The organism is Caballeronia sp. INDeC2, assembly GCF_023631325.1.
Lineage (GTDB): Bacteria > Pseudomonadota > Gammaproteobacteria > Burkholderiales > Burkholderiaceae > Caballeronia.
Window position 1 is genome coordinate 131,041 of sequence record NZ_JALQDG010000012.1, and the last position, 18,745, is coordinate 149,785.

General features: G+C 63.1%; 18 protein-coding genes. 6 read left to right on the top strand and 12 right to left on the bottom strand.

The window, feature by feature from the left end; genetic code table 11:
• Window positions 1-7 precede the first annotated feature (7 nt).
• Entirely contained in the window at window positions 8-1,069 is a 1,062-nt protein-coding gene (gene rfbB / locus NCS28_RS10565; protein ID WP_250513779.1) for a dTDP-glucose 4,6-dehydratase, read from the bottom strand.
• A gap of 321 nt (window positions 1,070-1,390) precedes the next feature.
• On the opposite strand from rfbB, the gene NCS28_RS10570 reads away from it, so the two are divergent.
• On the top strand, window positions 1,391-2,245 hold the full coding sequence (locus NCS28_RS10570; protein WP_250513780.1) for a symmetrical bis(5'-nucleosyl)-tetraphosphatase: 855 nt from the start codon (window positions 1,391-1,393) through the stop codon (window positions 2,243-2,245).
• Here the strand turns inward: NCS28_RS10570 and NCS28_RS10575 are convergent.
• Genes NCS28_RS10575 through NCS28_RS10600 form a run of 6 tightly spaced genes read right to left on the bottom strand, consistent with a single transcriptional unit; the run spans window position 2,214 to window position 6,890 of the window.
• Window positions 2,214-3,014, bottom strand: coding sequence for a lysophospholipid acyltransferase family protein (locus NCS28_RS10575; RefSeq protein WP_250513781.1), 801 nt, complete (start codon window positions 3,012-3,014; stop codon window positions 2,214-2,216). The two genes, NCS28_RS10570 and NCS28_RS10575, sit on opposite strands and share 32 nt — an antisense overlap.
• Before the next feature lie 2 nt (window positions 3,015-3,016).
• On the bottom strand, window positions 3,017-4,294 hold the full coding sequence (locus NCS28_RS10580) for a dihydroorotase (protein WP_250513782.1): 1,278 nt from the start codon (window positions 4,292-4,294) through the stop codon (window positions 3,017-3,019).
• A 10-nt stretch (window positions 4,295-4,304) separates the two neighbouring features.
• Entirely contained in the window at window positions 4,305-5,330 is a 1,026-nt protein-coding gene (locus tag NCS28_RS10585) for an aspartate carbamoyltransferase catalytic subunit (RefSeq protein ID WP_035500867.1), read from the bottom strand.
• Window positions 5,331-5,372: 42 nt separating this feature from the next.
• Window positions 5,373-5,882 carry a bifunctional pyr operon transcriptional regulator/uracil phosphoribosyltransferase PyrR gene (pyrR, locus tag NCS28_RS10590; RefSeq protein ID WP_250513783.1) on the bottom strand — a complete coding sequence of 170 codons (510 nt, stop codon included), beginning with the start codon at window positions 5,880-5,882 and terminating at the stop codon, window positions 5,373-5,375.
• Window positions 5,869-6,315 (bottom strand): Holliday junction resolvase RuvX, encoded by a 447-nt coding sequence (gene ruvX, locus NCS28_RS10595; RefSeq protein ID WP_250513784.1) that lies wholly within the window; start codon window positions 6,313-6,315, stop codon window positions 5,869-5,871. Before ruvX ends, pyrR begins: the two co-directional genes overlap by 14 nt.
• On the bottom strand, window positions 6,312-6,890 hold the full coding sequence (locus NCS28_RS10600; RefSeq protein WP_250513785.1) for a YqgE/AlgH family protein: 579 nt from the start codon (window positions 6,888-6,890) through the stop codon (window positions 6,312-6,314). The genes ruvX and NCS28_RS10600 overlap by 4 nt, the downstream gene beginning before the upstream one ends.
• Before the next feature lie 30 nt (window positions 6,891-6,920).
• Here NCS28_RS10600 and NCS28_RS10605 point away from each other — a divergent pair, with 30 nt between their 5' ends.
• Window positions 6,921-8,411 (top strand): cryptochrome/photolyase family protein, encoded by a 1,491-nt coding sequence (locus tag NCS28_RS10605; protein ID WP_250513786.1) that lies wholly within the window; start codon window positions 6,921-6,923, stop codon window positions 8,409-8,411.
• Here the strand turns inward: NCS28_RS10605 and NCS28_RS10610 are convergent.
• Both NCS28_RS10610 and NCS28_RS10615 read right to left on the bottom strand, forming a co-directional pair.
• Window positions 8,408-9,802: a hypothetical protein gene (locus NCS28_RS10610; RefSeq protein ID WP_250513787.1), complete on the bottom strand. Its 1,395-nt coding sequence runs from the start codon at window positions 9,800-9,802 to the stop codon at window positions 8,408-8,410. The genes NCS28_RS10605 and NCS28_RS10610 overlap by 4 nt on opposite strands.
• 361 nt (window positions 9,803-10,163) lie before the next feature.
• Window positions 10,164-10,334, bottom strand: coding sequence for a rubredoxin (locus NCS28_RS10615; protein ID WP_008342674.1), 171 nt, complete (start codon window positions 10,332-10,334; stop codon window positions 10,164-10,166).
• A 311-nt stretch (window positions 10,335-10,645) separates the two neighbouring features.
• On the opposite strand from NCS28_RS10615, the gene thiD reads away from it, so the two are divergent.
• From thiD to NCS28_RS10630, 3 genes are read left to right on the top strand one after another with little or no spacing between them, the layout of a single operon-like run.
• Window positions 10,646-11,521: a bifunctional hydroxymethylpyrimidine kinase/phosphomethylpyrimidine kinase gene (thiD, locus tag NCS28_RS10620; RefSeq protein WP_250513909.1), complete on the top strand. Its 876-nt coding sequence runs from the start codon at window positions 10,646-10,648 to the stop codon at window positions 11,519-11,521.
• A gap of 32 nt (window positions 11,522-11,553) precedes the next feature.
• Window positions 11,554-12,333 carry a DUF72 domain-containing protein gene (locus tag NCS28_RS10625; protein ID WP_250513788.1) on the top strand — a complete coding sequence of 260 codons (780 nt, stop codon included), beginning with the start codon at window positions 11,554-11,556 and terminating at the stop codon, window positions 12,331-12,333.
• Between the two features lie 29 nt (window positions 12,334-12,362).
• Window positions 12,363-12,794, top strand: coding sequence for a hypothetical protein (locus NCS28_RS10630; protein WP_250513789.1), 432 nt, complete (start codon window positions 12,363-12,365; stop codon window positions 12,792-12,794).
• Between the two features lie 103 nt (window positions 12,795-12,897).
• Here NCS28_RS10630 and groL read toward each other — a convergent pair whose 3' ends face one another.
• From groL to NCS28_RS10645, 3 genes are all read right to left on the bottom strand, one after another.
• Window positions 12,898-14,538: a chaperonin GroEL gene (groL, locus tag NCS28_RS10635; RefSeq protein WP_250513790.1), complete on the bottom strand. Its 1,641-nt coding sequence runs from the start codon at window positions 14,536-14,538 to the stop codon at window positions 12,898-12,900.
• A 98-nt stretch (window positions 14,539-14,636) separates the two neighbouring features.
• Complete coding sequence (locus NCS28_RS10640; protein ID WP_035500852.1) at window positions 14,637-14,927, bottom strand: co-chaperone GroES; 291 nt, start codon at window positions 14,925-14,927, stop codon at window positions 14,637-14,639.
• Window positions 14,928-15,477: 550 nt separating this feature from the next.
• Window positions 15,478-16,335, bottom strand: a complete 858-nt coding sequence (locus NCS28_RS10645; RefSeq protein ID WP_250513791.1) for an AraC family transcriptional regulator — start codon at window positions 16,333-16,335, stop codon at window positions 15,478-15,480.
• Window positions 16,336-16,537: 202 nt separating this feature from the next.
• Between NCS28_RS10645 and NCS28_RS10650 the strand changes: the two genes are divergently transcribed.
• Window positions 16,538-18,736 (top strand): TonB-dependent siderophore receptor, encoded by a 2,199-nt coding sequence (locus NCS28_RS10650; protein ID WP_250513792.1) that lies wholly within the window; start codon window positions 16,538-16,540, stop codon window positions 18,734-18,736.
• The last annotated feature ends 9 nt before the right edge of the window (window positions 18,737-18,745 follow it).

Sequence of the window (18,745 nt, forward strand, 5' to 3'; positions counted from 1 at the left end):
CAGCCCCTTACGCACGCTGCGCGTAGTTCGTCTCGACCCATTTCCGGTATTCGCCGGAAGCCACTTCGTCCGCCCACGCCTGATTGTCCAGATACCACTGGACCGTCTTTGCGAGACCGGTCTCGAAGGTTTCCGCGGGCTTCCAGCCGAGCTCGCGCTCGAGCTTGCGCGCATCGATAGCGTAGCGGCGATCGTGGCCCGGACGGTCTTTCACATACGTGATCTGGTCGCGATACGAACCGCTCGACTTCGGCTTCGCTTTATCGAGCAGATCGCACAGCGTATGCACGACTTCGAGATTCTTCTTTTCGTTCCAGCCGCCGACGTTATAGGTCTCGCCCGGCACGCCGCGCGCGAGCACTTCGCGGATCGCCGAGCAGTGATCGCCGACGTACAGCCAGTCGCGCACGTTTTGGCCATCGCCATAGACCGGCAACGGTTTTCCGCCGAGCGCATTGGCGATCATCAGCGGGATCAGCTTTTCAGGGAACTGGTACGGGCCATAGTTATTCGAGCAGTTGGTCGTCAGAACGGGCAGGCCGTACGTATGGTGATACGCGCGCACGAGGTGATCGGAGCCGGCTTTCGTCGCGGAGTACGGGCTGTTCGGTGCGTAAGGCGTCGTCTCGGAGAACTGCGGATCCGTGGCAGAAAGCGAGCCATAAACCTCGTCGGTCGATACGTGCAGGAAGCGGAACGCCTGCTTCTCGTCTTCCGGCAGCTTGCTCCAGTACATCCGTGCGGCTTCGAGCAGCGTGAACGTGCCGACGACATTCGTCTGCACAAAATCGGCCGGACCATGAATCGAGCGATCGACGTGACTCTCCGCAGCGAAATGCAGGATCGCACGCGGCTTGTGCTCGTCGATCAGCGCGTCAATGGCAGCGCGGTCGCAGATGTCGGCGCGCGCGAACACGTGTCGCGGATCGTCCTTGAGGGACTTCAGCGTGCCGAGATTGCCCGCGTACGTGAGCTTGTCGACGTTCAGCACGGGTTCATCCGAACCTTCGAGCCAATCCAGAACAAAATTAGCGCCGATAAAACCGGCGCCGCCCGTCACGAGAATCATACTTGGCCCTCTTTAACCCTTTCTGCCGACTTAACAAGCCGCACTGGAAAGCTCGAATATGCGAAAAATTTGCAACTGTGACTGGTTTTCAAGAGCAATCGGAACCTGTGACCGATTGATTCCTCATCCGCCATAGTTTGGTCAACCGTGGATTATAAAGCCAGACCATGCAAAAACTACGCACATAACAACTTGATACAGCTAGGCATTTGCGGTTGCACCGCGTTGCAATGTGTAACCGCATGGGTCCCCTTCACAGACCCGACAGTCGTTATCCAACTGCTCCATAATCCCGGCATAAACCGCCTTCCCGTTCACTAAATGACCGACGCCCTAACCTCTAGCATTAACACCTCCCTCGCCCCCCTCGTCTTCGGCGACCTCCAGGGCTGCTGCGATCCCTTCAATCGTCTCCTGAAAAAAGCCGCACCCTCCCCCGACACACCGCTCTGGTTCGCGGGCGACCTCATCAACCGCGGTCCGAAATCGCTGCAGACACTGCGCGAAGTGATCGCGCTCGGCTCGCGCGCAACCGTCGTACTCGGCAATCACGACCTGAACCTGCTCTCCGTCGCCGCCGGCCTGCGCAAGCCGAAAAAAGGCGACACGCTCGATGAAATCCTCGCCGCGCCCGACGCCGCCGATCTCATCGAGTGGGTGCGTCACAAACCCGTCGCGCATTTCGAAAACAACGTGCTGATGGTCCACGCAGGCGTCCTTCCGCAATGGGACGCGACGATGACGATCGAGCTCGCCCACGAACTCGAGCAGGCATTACGCGCGCCGAACTGGAAAGAAACGCTCGCGACGCTCTACGGCAACGAGCCGCATCGCTGGGAAGACAATCTGAAGGGCGCGGATCGCCTCCGCGTGATTTACAACGCGTTGACGCGCATCCGCTTCTGCACGCCCGAAGGCGCGATGGAATTTGCCAACAACGGCGGCCCCGACGCCGCGCCACCCGGCTATTTGCCGTGGTTCGACGTGCCGAACCGCCGCACGCGGGACGTGACCATCGTATTCGGCCATTGGGCCGCGCTGGGCCTCATGATTCGCGACGACGTGCTGTGTCTTGATTCGGGCTGCGTCTGGGGCAACAAGCTCTCGGCGGTGCGCATGACCGCCGATCCCGCGCAGCGCGTGGTCACGCAGGTGAGCTGCTCGATGAAGAAGTGAGCGGCACCTCAGCCGTCGTTTCGACGACAGCCGGTGCACCACGCATGCGCTGCAGCGCCACGTCGACAGCAGCTTGCGCTTCACTCGCGAGCAACCGTCGATCCGCCCCCGGCGCGAGCGGATCGCACACGTACAAATGCGCGGTGATCTTCCCCGCGCCCAACAACGCGTTCAACGAATCGTTGAGCGACATATCGCCGATATACGCGGGCGCGGTCGATTGCCGTCCCTGCGCATCCTCGTACATCAAACAGACCGGCTGCACCGGACACGACGCCGACACCGCCGCCTGAAACATGTTCGCGTGAAACGGCAGCAGCGTTTGCCCATCGGTAGTCGTGCCTTCGGGGAACACGCACATCTTTTCGCCCGCGAGCAGCCGATTCGCCAGTTCGTGCATGATGCGCTTTGCGTCGCTGCGTTTCTCGCGCTGCACGAACACCGTATCCAATTGATGCGCGAGCCAGCCGACCACCGGCCACTTGCGGATCTCCGCCTTCGACACGAACGGCGTCGGACGCCACGCGTTGATCACGTAGATATCGATCCACGAGATGTGATTGCCGACGACGAGCACGCCCGCATCGAGCCGCGCGACGTCGTTGTGCACGACGAGCTTCATGCCGCAAAGCCGCAACATCTCGAGCGACCACACGCGATTCATCTCGGCACGCTCGCTCGCGGACGCGCGCGGAAAGCGCCTCGCGACGACCCACATGCCATACAGCAAGTGAATGACGAGCCGGAGCTTGCGCAACGCGAAACTCATGATCAGCGGCTCTCGTACGCGATATGACCGCCGACGATCGTCGCATGCACGCGCGCCGGCAACTCGTAGCCGAGGAACGGCGTGTTGCGGCCCTGGCTCTTCAGCTTCTTCGGATCGACGCGCCATTCGCCCGCCGCGTCGAACACGCAAAGATCGGCGAGCGCGCCGGTCGCTATGCGGCCGGCGGGCAGCTTGAGCACATCGGCGGGCGCGGACGAAATGCGCGCGAGCGCCTTCGCGAGCGGCACGTTGGCTTCGCGCGCCCACTTCACCGTCAGCGACAGCAGCAGTTCGAGACCGGTCGCGCCAGGCGTCGCTTCGGCGAAGGGCAAGAGCTTCTCGTCGTCGTCGAGCGGCGTGTGGTCGGAACAGATCGCGTCGATGGTGCCATCGGCGAGACCGGCGCGGATCGCAGCGCGGTCGCGCTGCGAGCGCAGCGGCGGATCGAGACGGAATTGCGCATCGAAATAGCCGATGTCGATATCGGTGAGATGCACGTGATTGATCGTCACGTCGCACGAGACGGCGAGCCCCTCGGCCTTCGCCGCGCGCACGAGCTCGACGCCCGCCGCCGACGACAGATGCGACAGATGCACGCGCGCGCCCGTCACGCGAATCAATTCGAAGATCGTATGCAGCGCGATGGTTTCCGCCGCCACCGGCACGCCCGACAACCCGAGCCGCGACGCCACCGCGCCGCTCGCAGCCACGCCGCCCTTCGACATGTACGCGTCCTGCGGACGCAGCCATACCGTGTAGCCGTACGTGGTCGCGTATTGCAGCGCGCGCTGCAAGGTGCGCGTATCGACGATCGGGTTATCGGCCTGCGAGAAACCGATGCAGCCCGCTTCCGTCAGTTGAACCATCTCGGTGATGGTTTCGCCCTTCAACCCGACGGTCAGCGCGCCGAGCGGATACACATGCGCGAGATGCAGCTTCTGCGCGCGAAACTTGAGCATTTCGACGAGGCCCGGCTCGTCGAGCGTCGGGTCGGTGTCGGGCGGGCACACGAGGCTTGTCACGCCGCCTGCCATCGCGGCGGCCATTTCGGATTCGAGCGTCGCCTTGTGCTCGAAGCCCGGCTCGCGCAACCGTGCGGACAGATCGACGAAACCCGGCGCGATGTAGAGCCCCGACGCGTCGATGACCTTCGCCGCGTTGAAATCCGCAGGCGCTTCGCCCAGGCCGACGATCCTGCCCGCCGCGATGAACACGTCCTTGCGTTCTTCCGTGCCCGCCACCGGGTCGATGATCGTGCCGTTTTGAATCTGGATCTTCATGTCGTCTTCTTCAGTCGCTGTTGCCGGCCACGATGCCCATCACCGCCATGCGCACGGCGATGCCGAAGGTCACCTGATTCAGGATCACCGATTGCGGGCCGTCCGCCACCTGCGAGTCGATTTCCACGCCGCGGTTCATCGGGCCGGGATGCATGACGATGGCATCGGGCGCGGCGAGCGCGAGACGCTCGGGCGTGAGGCCCCAACTCTTGAAATACTCCTGCGCGGAAGGCAAAAGCGCGCCGCTCATGCGCTCGTTCTGCAGGCGCAGCATGATGATCACGTCGACGCCCTTCAGCCCTTCGTCGAGATTGTGATAGACGTGCACGCCCATCTGATCGAGGTTGCCCGGCAAGAGCGTGCGCGGTCCGATCGCGCGCACTTCGGGCACGCCGAGCGTGGTCAGCGCGTGAATGTCCGAGCGCGCGACGCGCGAATGCAGAATGTCGCCGACGATCGCCACGCGCAGCTTCGTGAAGTCGCGCTTGTAATGGCGGATCGTGTACATGTCGAGCAGGCCTTGCGTCGGATGCGCGTGGCGGCCATCGCCCGCATTGATCACGTGCACATGCGGCGCGCAATGTTCGGCGATCAGATACGGCGCGCCGCTCGACGCGTGACGCACAACGAACATGTCCGCGTGCATCGCGGAGAGGTTGTTGATCGTGTCGAGCAGCGATTCGCCCTTGCTCGTCGACGACGCGTTGATGTTCAGATTCAGCACATCCGCCGACAGGCGCTTCGCCGCGATCTCGAACGTGGTGCGCGTGCGCGTCGAGTTCTCGAAGAAGAGATTGAACACCGACTTGCCGCGCAACAACGGCACCTTCTTCACCTCGCGGTCGGTCACGCTCACGAACTGCTCGGCGGTGTCGAGAATGTGCGTGACGATCGAGCGCGGCAAGCCCTCGATGGTCAACAAGTGCTTGAGCTCGCCGTTCTTCGTGAGCTGCGGGTTGCCCTTGAGAAAGCCGTACCGGAACTTGTCTTGCGTGGGCGCGCCCGTCTCGGTTGCGCCCTGAGTGGCGGTGTTCATGGTGATCCCGGGTGTTACTTTGAAAGAGGCTGCAAGCGCCGCTCAGCGCGCTTCGGTCGTGAAAGTGAAGGCGCCGTCTTCGCGACGCGCGAGCACGAGGTTCTGGTTCGCGGGCAACTCCACCGTCGCGCCTGTGAAGCGCGCGCCGATCGGCATTTCGCGCCCGCCGCGATCGGCGAGCACCGCGAGGTCGATCGATGCCGGGCGGCCATAGTCGTACAGCTCGTTGATCGCCGCTCGCACGGTGCGGCCCGTAGACAGCACGTCGTCGATCAGGACGATGCGGCGGCCGTTCACGTCGAAAGGCAGTTCCGTCGGCCGCGCCTGGCTGTGCAGGCCCTTTTTCGCGTAGTCGTCGCGATGCAGCGCGACATTCACCACGCCGAAGTGCGGCGCGTCCAAATCCTGCGCGAGCCGCTCGGCGAGCCACACGCCGCCGCTGTAGATGCCGGCGAGCACCGGGCCGTCGGATGCGGCAAGCGATTGTCCGAACGCCGCGCGAATCTGGTCGACGAGCGCACGGTAGAGCGTCTCGGCGTCAATGGAACTCATGATCGTCGGGAAGTCCGTCGAGATATTGTTGAAGGATGACGCGAGCGGCTTCGGCGTCGATATCGTCGAAACGGCCGCGTGCGTTGGTGCGCACGCCGCGTTCGCGCAAATCGGCTTTGGCGTCGACGGACGAGTAGCGCTCGTCCATCCATTGCACAGGCACGTTGAAACGGCCGTTCACTTGATTGCCGAAGCGCTTCGCAAGCGCGCTCATTGCGTGAGGCGTGCCGTCCGGATGCATCGGCATGCCGACGATCACCGTGTCCGGCTTCCACTCGTCGAGCAGCTTGCCCACCGCGACGAAGCGATATTCGCGATCGCGATTTTCCAGCGTGACGAGCGCACGCGCGTTCTTGGTGAGCGTATTGCCGACGGCGACACCAATGCGTTTCTCGCCGTAATCGAATGCCAGCAGCGTGGCTTCGCGGCTCATGCGTGCCCTGCTTCGCCGGACAACATCGAGCGCGACACGCCGAGCAGCGAGAGCGCCGCTTCGAGGCGGTCTTCGGCGGGCACGTCGAAGATGATGCGCGGATCGGCTTCCACCGTGAGCCAGCCGTTCTTCGAGATTTCCTCTTCGAGCTGCCCCGCGCCCCAGCCGGCATGACCGAGCGTGAGCAAGAAGCGCTCGGGGCCCTTGCCGCTCGCGACCGCTTCGAGCACGTCCTTCGACGTGGTCATGGCGAGGCCGCCGGGCACGCTCATCGACGAACTGTACGGTTCGCCCTCGCCTGATTCGTGCAGCACGAAGCCGCGCTCGGTCTGCACGGGACCGCCGAAATACACGGGCAAATGGACAAGCGGCTCGATCTCGAGCTTCAGATCGATGCGGTTGAAAAGCGACTGGAGATCGATGTCGGTCGGCCGGTTGATGACGAGGCCGAGCGCGCCCTTCTCGGTGTGATCGCAAAGGTAGACCACCGTTCCTGAGAATGTCGGATCCGCCATGTTCGGCATGGCGATCAGGAACTGATTCGTCAAATTGATGCGATCGGAAGTCTTGGACATAATTCAGAATTTTAACAAAGGCGCTGCGAGATGGCCGACTTTGATGTGGGTCTGGTCTGGTTTAGGCGGGACCTGCGCGCGGCAGACAATGCTGCACTCTATCATGCGCTTACACGGTGCCGCCGCGTGCTGTGCGCCTTCATTTTCGATCGCGATATTCTCTCGCCGCTCGAAAAAAAGGACCGGCGCGTGCCGTTCATCCATGCAAGCGTCGTCGAGCTGGATCGCACGCTGCGCGAGGCTGGCGGCGCGCTGATCGTGCTGCACGGTCATCCGGTTCACGATATTCCGACGCTCGCGCGCGAATGCGGTGTCGATGCCGTGTTCGCCAACCGCGATTACGAACCGGGCGCGAAGGCGCGCGACGAGGCCGTCGCGCGGAAACTAGCGAGTCAGGACATCGCTTTTTTCACGTTCAGAGATCAGGCCGTCTTCGATCATGACGACGTGATGACAGGCGCAGGCAAGCCCTACACCGTCTTCACGCCGTACAAGCGCAAATGGCTCGCCACGCTCACGCCGGACGCGCTGAAGCCGTATGCGTCGGAGGATCATCTGAACGCGCTCGGGAAGCCGCCCGCGGGCGTGAAGCACGCGATTCCATCGCGCGCGGCGCTCGGCTTCCCCGATGCGCACGGCCCCGCGTTACCCGCTGGCACGAGCGGCGCTTACGAGCTCTTCGACGATTTCCGCGACCGCATGACCGACTACGGCCGCGCGCGCAATTTTCCCGCACTGAAGGGCCCGAGCTATCTCGGCGTGCATCTGCGGCACGGCACCGTGTCGATCCGCGCGCTCGCCCGCAGCGCGCACGACGCCCAGCGCCACGGCGACCAAGGCGCGGAAACCTGGCTCGGCGAACTGATTTGGCGAGAGTTCTATTTCTCCGTGTTGCACCATTTTCCGCACGTCGGCGTGCCGGGCGATCATCGCGCGTTCAAGCCGGAATACGATCGCATACAGTGGGAAACGGGCGATGCTGCCGACGCCGGTTTCGCCGCATGGTGCGCGGGTCAGACCGGCTATCCGCTAGTCGATGCGGCGATGCGCCAGATCAACACGTCCGGCTACATGCATAACCGGCTGCGCATGGTGGTCGCGAGTTTTCTGACGAAGGATCTCGGCATCGACTGGCGGCGCGGCGAGGCGTATTTCGAAGCGCTCCTGAACGACTTCGAGCTGTCGAACAACAACGGCGGCTGGCAGTGGGCCGCATCGAGCGGCTGCGACGCACAGCCGTACTTCCGCATCTTCAATCCGGTCACGCAGTCGCGGAATTTCGATGCCGCGGGCAAGTTCATCCGGCATTACGTGCCGGAAATCGCGGGCCTGCCGGATCGCGACATCCACGCGCCGTGGCTCGCGAAGCCGGATGCGCTGAAGGCCGCCAGAATTTCGATCGGCGTGGATTATCCGCAACCGATCGTCGATCATGACGCCGCGAGAAAGCGCACGCTCGCGCGCTACGACGTCGTGCGCGGACCAGGCGCGAAACGCGCCGCGCCGCCTGAGGACGATTAACGCGCGATCAGCGCCGGCTTTTCGATCATCGCGGTGAGCGCGACGATCGACCCGCGGCCTTCGGACGGCGCAATGCCGGCGGCCGCCTGATGCAGCATCGAGCGCAGCATTTGCGCGGCGCGCTCGGGCACGGTGGCGTCGATGCCGCGCGTCGCGCCTTCGGCGCCATCGGCGTGCGTTTCTCCGTGATGCGCGACGCGCCGCCACGCCAGACCGAGCGTGTCCGCCAGCAGCGCGACATGCCCGAGGCCCAGCGCGCAAGCCGCCGCGCCCAGCCGATGCGACGCGTCCGCCGCGGAAAGCGCCGCGGCTTCGTCGACGGTGCCGGTCTCGCTCGCTTGCGTGCCGCGCTCGACGAGCGCATCGATCGATGTCTCCGCGCTCTGCAGGAAGTCCTCGTAGGCGGCCGCGTTGACGCGCAGCGCGCCGAGATCGCGGGTGACGGCGTCGCGCGACGCTTCCTCGCTCGCCTGCGCCGCACCCGCTTCCCACGCCGCTTCCGATGCCGCCGTCGCCGCGACGTGCCAAGCCACGGTCAGGCCGTAGTCGCGCAGCACGTCGACGTGCCCGGCGTCTTCGGGCGCCGCGCCGTACAGCGCGAAATCGCGCCACAGAAGCGCGAGCGTCGCGCGCACCAGCGAACGCGGCGCGTACGACAGCGCGTGCGCCTGGTCCGCCAGCACGAGGTTGAAGCGCGCGTAGAGGCGCTTCGCATCGGCAATGTGATCGAGCTCGCCGCCGTTGCGTTCGGCGCGCTCACGCAACGCACGCACCGTCGACGACGCGAGCCGCCAGAAATCGTAGGGATCGGAACCGCGCAGCTCGTCGAGACAGGCATCGAGGCGCTCGAAGGCATCGGCGGAATGTTCGGCCGGTCCACGCAGGAGCTTGAGCAGCGTCGCCTCGTAATGCGCCCGCAGGTGCGCGAGCCGCTCGGGGGCGATGCCGCGCAGCGTCGCCGGTGCGATTGCGCGGCCCGCGAGCGCGAGGTCGTCGTAGGAAACCGGCGCGACGCGCGTGTGCGCGGCGAGCAGCGCATGCAGGCCGCGATAGTGATCGAACAGCAACGTCGAGCACGAAAGTTCGCGCAAATTATGGCGCTCGACCGCCGCGCGAAACACCGCGATGGCGTCGGCGATGCGCGCGTGGCTTCCCTCCGATTCGTCGCCGAGCGGCGCGACGAGCGCGAGCGCTTCGGCGAAACGCTGTCCGGGCAGCCAGCCCGCCGAATGCAGCGCGGCGATGGCGCGCTTCAGCGCGGCCGCGGTTTCGCCCTGGCGCTGGAACGCGTGCAACGCGTCGGTCAGCGCCATTTCGGCGAGCCGCACCGATCCGCCACGCGGATTGGGCAGAGCTTCGAATGCAACGGGCAGATCGGGACGAGATGTCATAACAAGCGCTCACAAGCCGGTTCGCGGGCGCGGCGATCTAACGCCGCCGTCGCACGCGGTTGAAATGCGTCATCGGTAGGCGCGACGGGTGTCGTCACGCCAGCTTCAAGCGTATGCCTGAACGAGCGGGCGCGGGAAACGAATGCGCCCGCCGAGGCTTTACGCACCTTCACCTTTACTCGCCGACATCGCGCGGCGCCGGAATCGCCGCAACGAACTCGCCTTACGCCGCAAAATCCGAAAAATTGGGCAAACCGCACGGCGGCAGCCCGCGCGCGGCACGCGTCGTGATCGACGAACGCGGCCCGCAAAAAACGCGCGCCGCATGACGCGAGTCATGCGGCGCGGCAGAACGACAAGATCAGATCTGAACCATCTCGAAATCTTCCTTGCGGGCTCCGCATTCGGGACAGGTCCAGTTGATCGGAACGTCCTCCCAGCGCGTGCCGGGCGCGATGCCCTCGTCGGGCAATCCCGCCTCCTCGTCGTAGATCCAGCCGCAGATCAGGCACATCCAGCTTCTGTATTCCATACTTATGCCGCGTCGATTGGTCGATTGAAATTAGGACATGATGGTACCGTGTTGCCGTGTCGATGCCTAGCAAGCCACCGGCCCGGGTGCGCGCATTGTGACATCGGTCGAAACGGCCGCCGCGCCGGTTTGCGCGCCCCAAGCCTAGCGCGCCGGAAAAAAGTGCGCAAAGAGAACAGCCGGACGGCATTAGGCCGCATAATCAGACATGACCGAGCGGGCATTCGCTCACGCGCCCGAGGGCGCGGACGAGTTCGCTTAAAGCCGATCGCCCATTCAAGCAAACCAATACCATAATGTCCGCTTTTGCCATGACCGGCGATTCCCCACCGATCGTACTCACCTTCGGCATTTCCGATCCCACGGGCGGCTCGGGCCTGCAAGCCGACCTGCTGACGCTCGCGAGCATGGGCTGCCACGGCGCGACCGTGCTGACCGGCTACGCGGTACGCGACTCCGCGACCTGCGATGAAGTAACCGGCCTCGATCCGGACACGGTCGCGACGCAGGCGCGCATGTTGCTGGAGGATATGCCGATCGCCGCGTTCAAGATCGGCGCGGCGACCCGCGCGGAGCTGGTGTCCGCTATCGCCGAAGTCGTCTCCGACTACGACGACGTGCCGCTGATCCTCGCGCCCGATTTCACGCTCGACGACGAACACGTGCTGTCCGCCGACGAACTGCGCGAATCTCTCGCCGATCTGCTCGTGCCGCAAACCACCATGCTGATTGCCGATCACGCCACGCTGCTGCAACTCGCCCAGCCGGACAGCGACGCCGAATCGCCTACGCTCGATTCCGCGATTTCCCACATCCTGGCGCAAGGCTGCGAATACGTACTCGCGATGGAAACCGGCACGCACCGGCACGTGAACACGCTCTACAGCGAAGAAGGACAAGTGCGGCAGGACACGTGGGAGCGCGGCGTGCAGCGCATCATGGGCCTGACCGATACACTCGGCTCGGCCGTCGCCGCTTTGCTCGCGAACGGCCAGGAGCCCGCCGAGGCCGCGCGCGAGGCGCAGGAATACGTGTTTCAGGCCGCGCGCGCCGCGTTTCGGCCAGGCATGGGCGCGTATCTGCCGGACCGCTTCTTCTGGGCGCGTTCGAACGACGCTGACGAAGACGGCGAGACCTCCTCGCCACCCGATGATCCAACGGGACTGCCCGGAGAAGCCCGACACTGAAGCCCGAACAATAAGGGAGGCAACGCGAGCGCATGCCATATCGACTGCCCCATCTGCACAAGGCCGGCCCGCAAGGCGCGATCCGCATCGGCTGCGCGGGCTGGGGCCTGTCGAGCGCCGTCTCCGCCAGCTTTCCGCACGAAGGCACGCATCTCGAACGCTATTCGCATGTGCTGACGTGCGTCGAGATCAACTCCAGCTTCTACAAGCCGCACCGCGAGCAGACCTACGCGCGCTGGGCCGAGAGCGTGCCCGAGTCGTTTCGCTTCTCGGTCAAGCTGCCGAAGGCGATCACGCATGACGCGCGTCTCGTCGATACCGAATCCCTGCTCGACGAATTCCTCAAGGCGGCCGGACAACTCGGCGACAGGCTCGGCTGCTGGCTCGTGCAAATGCCGCCGAGCCTGCCGTTCGATCACGACATCGCCGAGACATTTTTCAAAGCGTTGCGCGAACGCACGAAGCTGCCGGTCGCGTGCGAGGCGCGCGAGCATAGCTGGTTCACGACGCACGCGGCGGCGCTGCTGAAGGCGCATCACATCGCATACGTGGACGCCGATCCGATTCCCGACGAATGCGAGATCAAGCATCGCGCGGATACGTCGCTCGTTTATGTGCGGCTGCACGGCTCGCCCGAGCTCTACAAGTCTTCCTACGACTACACCTATCTCGACGAGCTCGCGCGCACGCTGCATAACCGCGCGAAAAAGACGCCCGAAGTCTGGTGCATCTTCGACAATACCGCCGAAGGACACGCGCAGCCCAACGCGCTGCATCTGATGGAGCGCTTGCGGACGCATCACAAAGTCTGATTTCGTTCTACGCCACGGAGGAGTTTCCGATGCATAAGCCGGCAGGACGCATTGCCCGTTTGCTTGGAGCCACGCTGCTCGCCTCGCTGTTCAACCTCGCCCTGCCCGCTCATGCCCAGAATGCCGCGCCGCCGCCCGGCGCTACGCCCGCAGGCGACGGCACGTTCTTGTTGACGATCTTCCTCAAGCACGACGAATCGAAGACGCTGCCGCAGATCAATCAGCAACTGAAGGAACAGGGCTACTTCAAGCAGTTTCCGCCGCCGGGCGTCGAAGTGGTGTCGTGGTACGTGATGATGGGCATCGGACAAGTCGTGACGCTGCGCGTGCCCGCCGACCGGCTGCGCGAAGTGAACCGCGCGATCGAGAGCACCGCGTGGGGCGGCTATCGCACGGAGTTCTATCCGACCTACGACTACAGGGCGGCCGCGCAGAAACTTCGCGACGAGATGAACAAATAGCCTTCGTATGGACGAAAAAAAACCCGCATCGCTGCGGGTTTTTCCTTGGCACGGCGCGAGACCTCTTGCGAAGCCCGCGCCGATGCAATCGGCCGAAGCCAGATTACATGTCCATGCCCATGCCGCCCATGCCGCCGGGCATGCCGCCAGGCATCGGAGCATCTTCCTTCGGCAGTTCGGCAACGGCTGCGTCGGTCGTCAGCAGCAGGCCCGCCACCGATGCCGCGTTTTGCAGCGCGGTGCGCGTGACCTTCGTCGGGTCGACGACGCCGGCTTCCACCAGGTCACCGTACTCGCCGGTCGCCGCGTTGTAGCCGTAGTTGCCCGAACCTTGAGCAACAGCCGCCACCACGACGGATGCTTCTTCGCCGCCGTTCGTGACGATCTGGCGCAGCGGCTCTTCCATTGCACGCAGAACGATCTTGATACCCGCGTCCTGATCGGCGTTAGCGCCCTTCAGTCCGTCGATCGCACGACGAGCGCGGATCAGCGCGACGCCGCCGCCAGCCACGATGCCTTCTTCCACAGCTGCGCGCGTTGCGTGCAGTGCGTCTTCGACACGTGCCTTCTTTTCCTTCATTTCGACTTCGGTCGCAGCACCGACCTTGATCACCGCAACGCCGCCGGCCAGCTTGGCCACGCGCTCTTGCAGCTTTTCACGGTCGTAGTCCGACGTCGCTTCTTCGATCTGCTTGCGCACTTGCTTCACGCGCGCTTCGATGTTCACGGCTTCGCCTGCGCCATCGATGATCGTCGTGTTTTCCTTGCCCACTTCGATGCGCTTCGCTTGACCGAGTTCGTTCAGCGTCGCCTTTTCGAGCGTCAAGCCGGTTTCTTCCGCGATGACTTGACCGCCGGTCAGGATCGCGATGTCTTCCAGCATGGCCTTGCGACGGTCGCCGAAGCCCGGAGCCTTGACGGCGACGGTCTTCAGGATGCCGCGGATGTTGTTGACGACCAGCGTTGCGAGCGCTTCGCCTTCGACGTCTTCAGCGATGATCAGCAGCGGACGGCCAGCCTTCGCGACTTGTTCCAGCACCGGCAGCAGATCGCGGATGTTGGAAACCTTCTTGTCGTGCAGCAGCACGAACGGGTTTTCCAGCACGGCGACTTGTTTGTCCGGATTGTTGATGAAGTACGGCGACAGGTAGCCGCGGTCGAACTGCATGCCTTCCACGACGTCCAGCTCGTCTTGCAGCGACTTGCCGTCTTCGACGGTGATGACGCCTTCCTTGCCGACCTTGTCCATCGCTTCAGCGATGCGCTCGCCGATGGACGTGTCGCTGTTCGCCGAGATCGAGCCGACTTGCGCGATTTCCTTGTTGGTCGTGCAGGGCTTGCTGATCTTGCGCAGTTCTTCGATCGCGGCTGCAACAGCCTTGTCGATGCCGCGCTTCAGGTCCATCGGGTTCATGCCCGATGCGACGTACTTCATGCCTTCGCGGACGATGGATTGCGCCAGAACGGTAGCGGTCGTGGTGCCGTCGCCTGCGTTGTCGCTGGTCTTGGAAGCGACTTCCTTGACCATTTGCGCGCCCATGTTCTGGAGCTTGTCCTTCAGTTCGATTTCCTTCGCGACCGAGACACCGTCCTTGGTGACCGTCGGGCCGCCGAACGAGCGCTCGAGCACGACGTTGCGGCCCTTCGGGCCCAGCGTGACCTTGACCGCGTTGGCCAGGATGTTCACACCTTCGACCATCTTGGCGCGTGCGGAATCGCCAAAAGTGACTTCTTTAGCTGCCATATCCAAACTCCTTGATTCGATTCGGTTTGCCGGCTCCGCTCAGCGCGCCCGAAAAGGGCTGCGGCTTGTTGGCGAAGCCGGACGTGCAGGAAGGATGCTTACTTGACCAGAACGGCCATGATGTCTTCTTCGCGCATGACGAGCAGTTCCTGCCCGTCGACCTTGACGGTCTGGCCAGCGTACTTGCCGAACAGGACGCGGTCGCCGACCTTCACGTCGAGGGCGTTCTGCACGCCCTTGTCATCGCGCTTGCCCGGGCCGATGGCCAGGACTTCGCCTTGATCCGGCTTCTCAGCCGCGGCTTCCGGAATCACGATGCCCGATGCGGTCTTGGTTTCCTGGTCCAGACGCTTGACGATGACGCGATCGTGCAAAGGACGAAGGTTCATACACACTCCTCTCTTGATTGAGACTGAAAACGCGGGAAAACCCGTCCTTTGAGAACGATCTCGCCGGACGGCAATCTTGTTAGCACTCTCGTGCAGTGAGTGCCAATTATATGGACCGAGTTTGACAATTTCAAGGAGGACGTGCGCGGGAATTGTCGAAGTTCACCGAACATTGAACTACGTTCAGCGACCGTTGAACCGCTAGATCGCGGGCACGCGTATCATGCCGCGCAAGAACTTTAGTCAAATCAGCGGCTTAGGATGTTGGACGCGACGCCCGGCCCGGGCAGTCGCCGTGTGCGAGCCCGCTGACGACCTAAAATGGGTCGGCTCGCCCACGCGAAGCGTTGTCATTAAGGGTTAGGTGTTTACCCTCCCCTCATGCCGTCTCATCCATTGACGGCGCGGATTCGATTGATCGAATGTCGCTGATCGACCCCAAACGGCCGGTCGCGCTGTCCAGGGTCAATGGCCGGTTACTCAGTCATTCGGCCATCCAGATCAGCCTCTCGGCCTGCTCACGCGAAAGATCCTAGACACGTGCCGGCGCTCAAATGGCGGTGCGTTCGCGGGATCGTTGTATGAACTGCTGGGGTGTACTGCCGAACGCACGCCTGAACATCACGGTAAACGTGCGCACGTCGGCGTACCCCAGATCCTGCGCCACCTGAGCGGCGGCATGGCCAACCGACAGCCTGGACATAGCTTCGGCGAGCCGCAACTGTTCGCGCCACTGTCCGAAGCTCATGCCGGTTTCCTGGCGAAACAGCCGGGCAACAGTGCGCGAGCTTGCGCCGACGCGGTCAGCCCACTGCTCCAGCGTGTCGTTGCTGGCAGGCTGCGCAATCAGACTCTCGCAGATATTGCGCAGACGCCTGTTGGCCGGCAAAGGCAGACGCGCGGCGTGCGACCCGTCGTCGGCGTCCTGCAGCAGGCGAAGGATCAGCGGCACGACCAGGGCTGCCCGGCTCTCGCCGGCCTCGTCCGAGCCGGCATCGAACAGGCCTTGAATCGAGGCGCGCAGCAGGTCGCCGACCGGAATCACGCGGCATTCGTACTTCTGTGGCAACAGCGAGTCCGGCTCTATGTAGAGCGTACGCATCGACACTTGGCCGACCATATGTAATTCATGCTCAATCTGCGATCCAATCAGTAATGCGTTGCCCGGTGTCAACATCCATAATCCGAGCGGGGTAGCTGCCCGCACATTGCCGCTCGTGGCATAAACCAGTTGCGCGCGATGGTGGACGTGAGCGATTTCATGCGTGCCATCGGCGTAATCGATTGCCTGCGCAATCACCTTTCTGGGAGAAAAACCGTCCCCAAAAGTTTGAAGTTTGGGTTTATTCATGGCTTTACCTGATACCTGTTCGGCAATTAATGCATTAATACAGACAGTTTTGTCCATTTTGACGTCAAAGTTGTCCTGACTGGCGACACGACCTCAGATTATATTTGCACACGCCCATCCCAAAGGGCCATCACTTCCGCTGTACCCCCACTCAGTTTGAACCAGTTTCGATAGCCACCAAGAGCTAGCAAAATCAACAGTTTAAGGTTTAGTAAGAATCATTTGCACTACCATTCACAGTCAATTTTGGGAATTTCACATGAGTACAGGGGTGCGCGGATCGACCGCGCTTAGCTTGCTGTTCTGTCTGCTGAGCGGAAGCTCGGCGGTGTATGCACAAACATCGTCCGATGCACCGGCTGCCGGGACAGCCGGTTCGTCCAGCCTGCCGCCCGTCAAGGTGACGAGCGCGCGCGACAATCCGCGAGTCGGTTCCGCCGACGGTATCGTGCCGGTGAGCGCGGCCACAGCGACTAAAACGGATACGACGCTGATCGAAACGCCGCAATCGGTTTCGGTGGTCACGCGCGACCAGATGACGATGCAAGGCGCGAACACCGTTGCGGAAGCGTTGCGCTACACCGCTGGCGTGGTCTCCGAGCAGCTAGGCGGCTCGACGGCCGCTGCCCCGTATCTCTACAGCCGCGGCTTCGTTCTCGAGCAATACCTGGATGGCTCGCGGTTGCCGAGCAGTTCGGCCTTCGGCTACGGGGTGCCGAATTTCGACACGTACGGGCTCGAACGCGTCGACGTGATGAAGGGACCGTCGTCGGTGCTGTATGGTCAGGCGAACCCCGGCGGTATCGCGAACCTGATCAGCAAGCGCCCGACCGCCGATCCGCTTCACGAAATCTACGTGACCACCGGCAGCCATAACCACGCCGAATCCGGCTTCGATATGGGCGGTGCGCTGACCTCCGACGGCAAGCTGACGTACCGCCTGACCGGCCTCGCGTCCGACGCCAAAACCCAGGTGAACGGCGTGAAGGAGTCGAGCCTTTACATCGCGCCGGCCGTCACCTGGAAGCCGGACGAAAACACCACGCTGACGGTGCTCGCGAAATACCAGCGCGACCCGAACGTCGGCTACTTCAACTACGTGCCCGCGAGCGGCAGCGCGCTGTTCAATCCGAACGGGCAGATTTCGAGCCATACGAACGTCGGCGACCCGGATTTCGATCACCACTCGCGCACCCAATATTCGGTCGGCTACGAGTTCGAGCATCGCTTCGATCCGACGTGGACGGTCCGTCAGAACCTGCGCTATACGGTGGTCAGCGACGACCTCGCGAACGTGTTCCCGTACCCGAACGGCTTTATCGCGGGCTCGACGACCACGGTCAACCGCTACTCGTTCACGAACGAGGAAACCGCCAAGTTCTTCATCGTCGACAACCAGGCTCAGGCGAAATTCTCTACCGGCCCGCTGTCGCATACGGTTCTGTTCGGCTTTGACTTCCAGCGCGTGCTGTACAACGAAACCGTGGGTTCGAACTTCGTTCAGCCGAGCCTGAATCTGTTTGCTCCGGTCTACCTGCCGATTTCCGGCACGACGGTCACGTCCGACGACATGGACCGCATGTCGCAATTCGGCGCGTACGCGCAGGACCAGATCGCTTATGGCAAATGGCGCTTCCTGGTCGGCGTGCGTGAAGACTGGGCGCGCTCCGAAGACAATAATCCGATCGGCGGTTATGACATCAACCAGTCGGATCGCGCGTTCACGTGGCGGGCCGGTCTCGTGTATCTGTTCGACAACGGCATCGCGCCGTACGCGAGCTACTCGAAGTCGTTCACGCCGCAGATCGGCGCGACTTTTAGCGGCACGCCGCTGCGTCCGACCACCGCGGATCAATACGAAATCGGCGTGAAGTATCAGCCGCCGGGCTTCAACAGCTTTGTCACGGCAGCCTTGTTCGACCTGAGAGAACGTAACGTGGCGGCCTCGGATCCGAACAACTTTGGCTATAGCACGCAGATCGGCCAGGTGCGCGCACGCGGCGTCGAACTCGAAGCCCATGCGATGCTGACCGACAACCTCGCGCTGATCTCGGCGTACACGTATCTGAGCAGCGTCTCGACGGCAACCAATCTGACCGGCACCACTATCGACGGCTCGACGGTTTCGCAGCAAGGCCTGCAAACGTGGGGGATTCCGCGCAACGTCGCATCGGCGTGGCTCGACTACTCGCTGCATGCAGGGCTGCTGCGCGGCCTGAGCTTCGGCGGTGGCGTGCGCTACGTCGGTGCGAGCTATGATCAGACGAACACGATCCACGTCGGCTCGCGCACGCTGATCGATGCGGCCGTGCGCTACGACACCGACACGCACTGGCTGTTCTCGCTGAACGGCACGAACCTGTTCAATCGCACCTACACGGCGTCCTGTCAGACTTATGGCAACTGCCATTTCGGCGACGGTGTCGAGGTTCTGGCGACCGCCCGCTACCGCTGGTAAGACTGACAG

Coding starts and splice junctions, on each gene's coding strand:
- NCS28_RS10605 (WP_250513786.1), top strand. CDS start 6,921: ATGGCCGACTTTGATGTGGGTCTGGTCTGGTTTAGGCGGGACCTGCGC.
- NCS28_RS10580 (WP_250513782.1), bottom strand. CDS start 4,294: ATGAAGATCCAGATTCAAAACGGCACGATCATCGACCCGGTGGCGGGC.
- NCS28_RS10645 (WP_250513791.1), bottom strand. CDS start 16,335: ATGGACAAAACTGTCTGTATTAATGCATTAATTGCCGAACAGGTATCA.
- NCS28_RS10650 (WP_250513792.1), top strand. CDS start 16,538: ATGAGTACAGGGGTGCGCGGATCGACCGCGCTTAGCTTGCTGTTCTGT.
- NCS28_RS10615 (WP_008342674.1), bottom strand. CDS start 10,334: ATGGAATACAGAAGCTGGATGTGCCTGATCTGCGGCTGGATCTACGAC.
- groL (WP_250513790.1), bottom strand. CDS start 14,538: ATGGCAGCTAAAGAAGTCACTTTTGGCGATTCCGCACGCGCCAAGATG.
- thiD (WP_250513909.1), top strand. CDS start 10,646: ATGACCGGCGATTCCCCACCGATCGTACTCACCTTCGGCATTTCCGAT.
- ruvX (WP_250513784.1), bottom strand. CDS start 6,315: ATGAGCCGCGAAGCCACGCTGCTGGCATTCGATTACGGCGAGAAACGC.
- NCS28_RS10600 (WP_250513785.1), bottom strand. CDS start 6,890: ATGTCCAAGACTTCCGATCGCATCAATTTGACGAATCAGTTCCTGATC.
- NCS28_RS10610 (WP_250513787.1), bottom strand. CDS start 9,802: ATGACATCTCGTCCCGATCTGCCCGTTGCATTCGAAGCTCTGCCCAAT.
- NCS28_RS10625 (WP_250513788.1), top strand. CDS start 11,554: ATGCCATATCGACTGCCCCATCTGCACAAGGCCGGCCCGCAAGGCGCG.
- NCS28_RS10585 (WP_035500867.1), bottom strand. CDS start 5,330: ATGAACACCGCCACTCAGGGCGCAACCGAGACGGGCGCGCCCACGCAA.
- NCS28_RS10570 (WP_250513780.1), top strand. CDS start 1,391: ATGACCGACGCCCTAACCTCTAGCATTAACACCTCCCTCGCCCCCCTC.
- NCS28_RS10575 (WP_250513781.1), bottom strand. CDS start 3,014: ATGAGTTTCGCGTTGCGCAAGCTCCGGCTCGTCATTCACTTGCTGTAT.
- NCS28_RS10640 (WP_035500852.1), bottom strand. CDS start 14,927: ATGAACCTTCGTCCTTTGCACGATCGCGTCATCGTCAAGCGTCTGGAC.
- pyrR (WP_250513783.1), bottom strand. CDS start 5,882: ATGAGTTCCATTGACGCCGAGACGCTCTACCGTGCGCTCGTCGACCAG.
- rfbB (WP_250513779.1), bottom strand. CDS start 1,069: ATGATTCTCGTGACGGGCGGCGCCGGTTTTATCGGCGCTAATTTTGTT.
- NCS28_RS10630 (WP_250513789.1), top strand. CDS start 12,363: ATGCATAAGCCGGCAGGACGCATTGCCCGTTTGCTTGGAGCCACGCTG.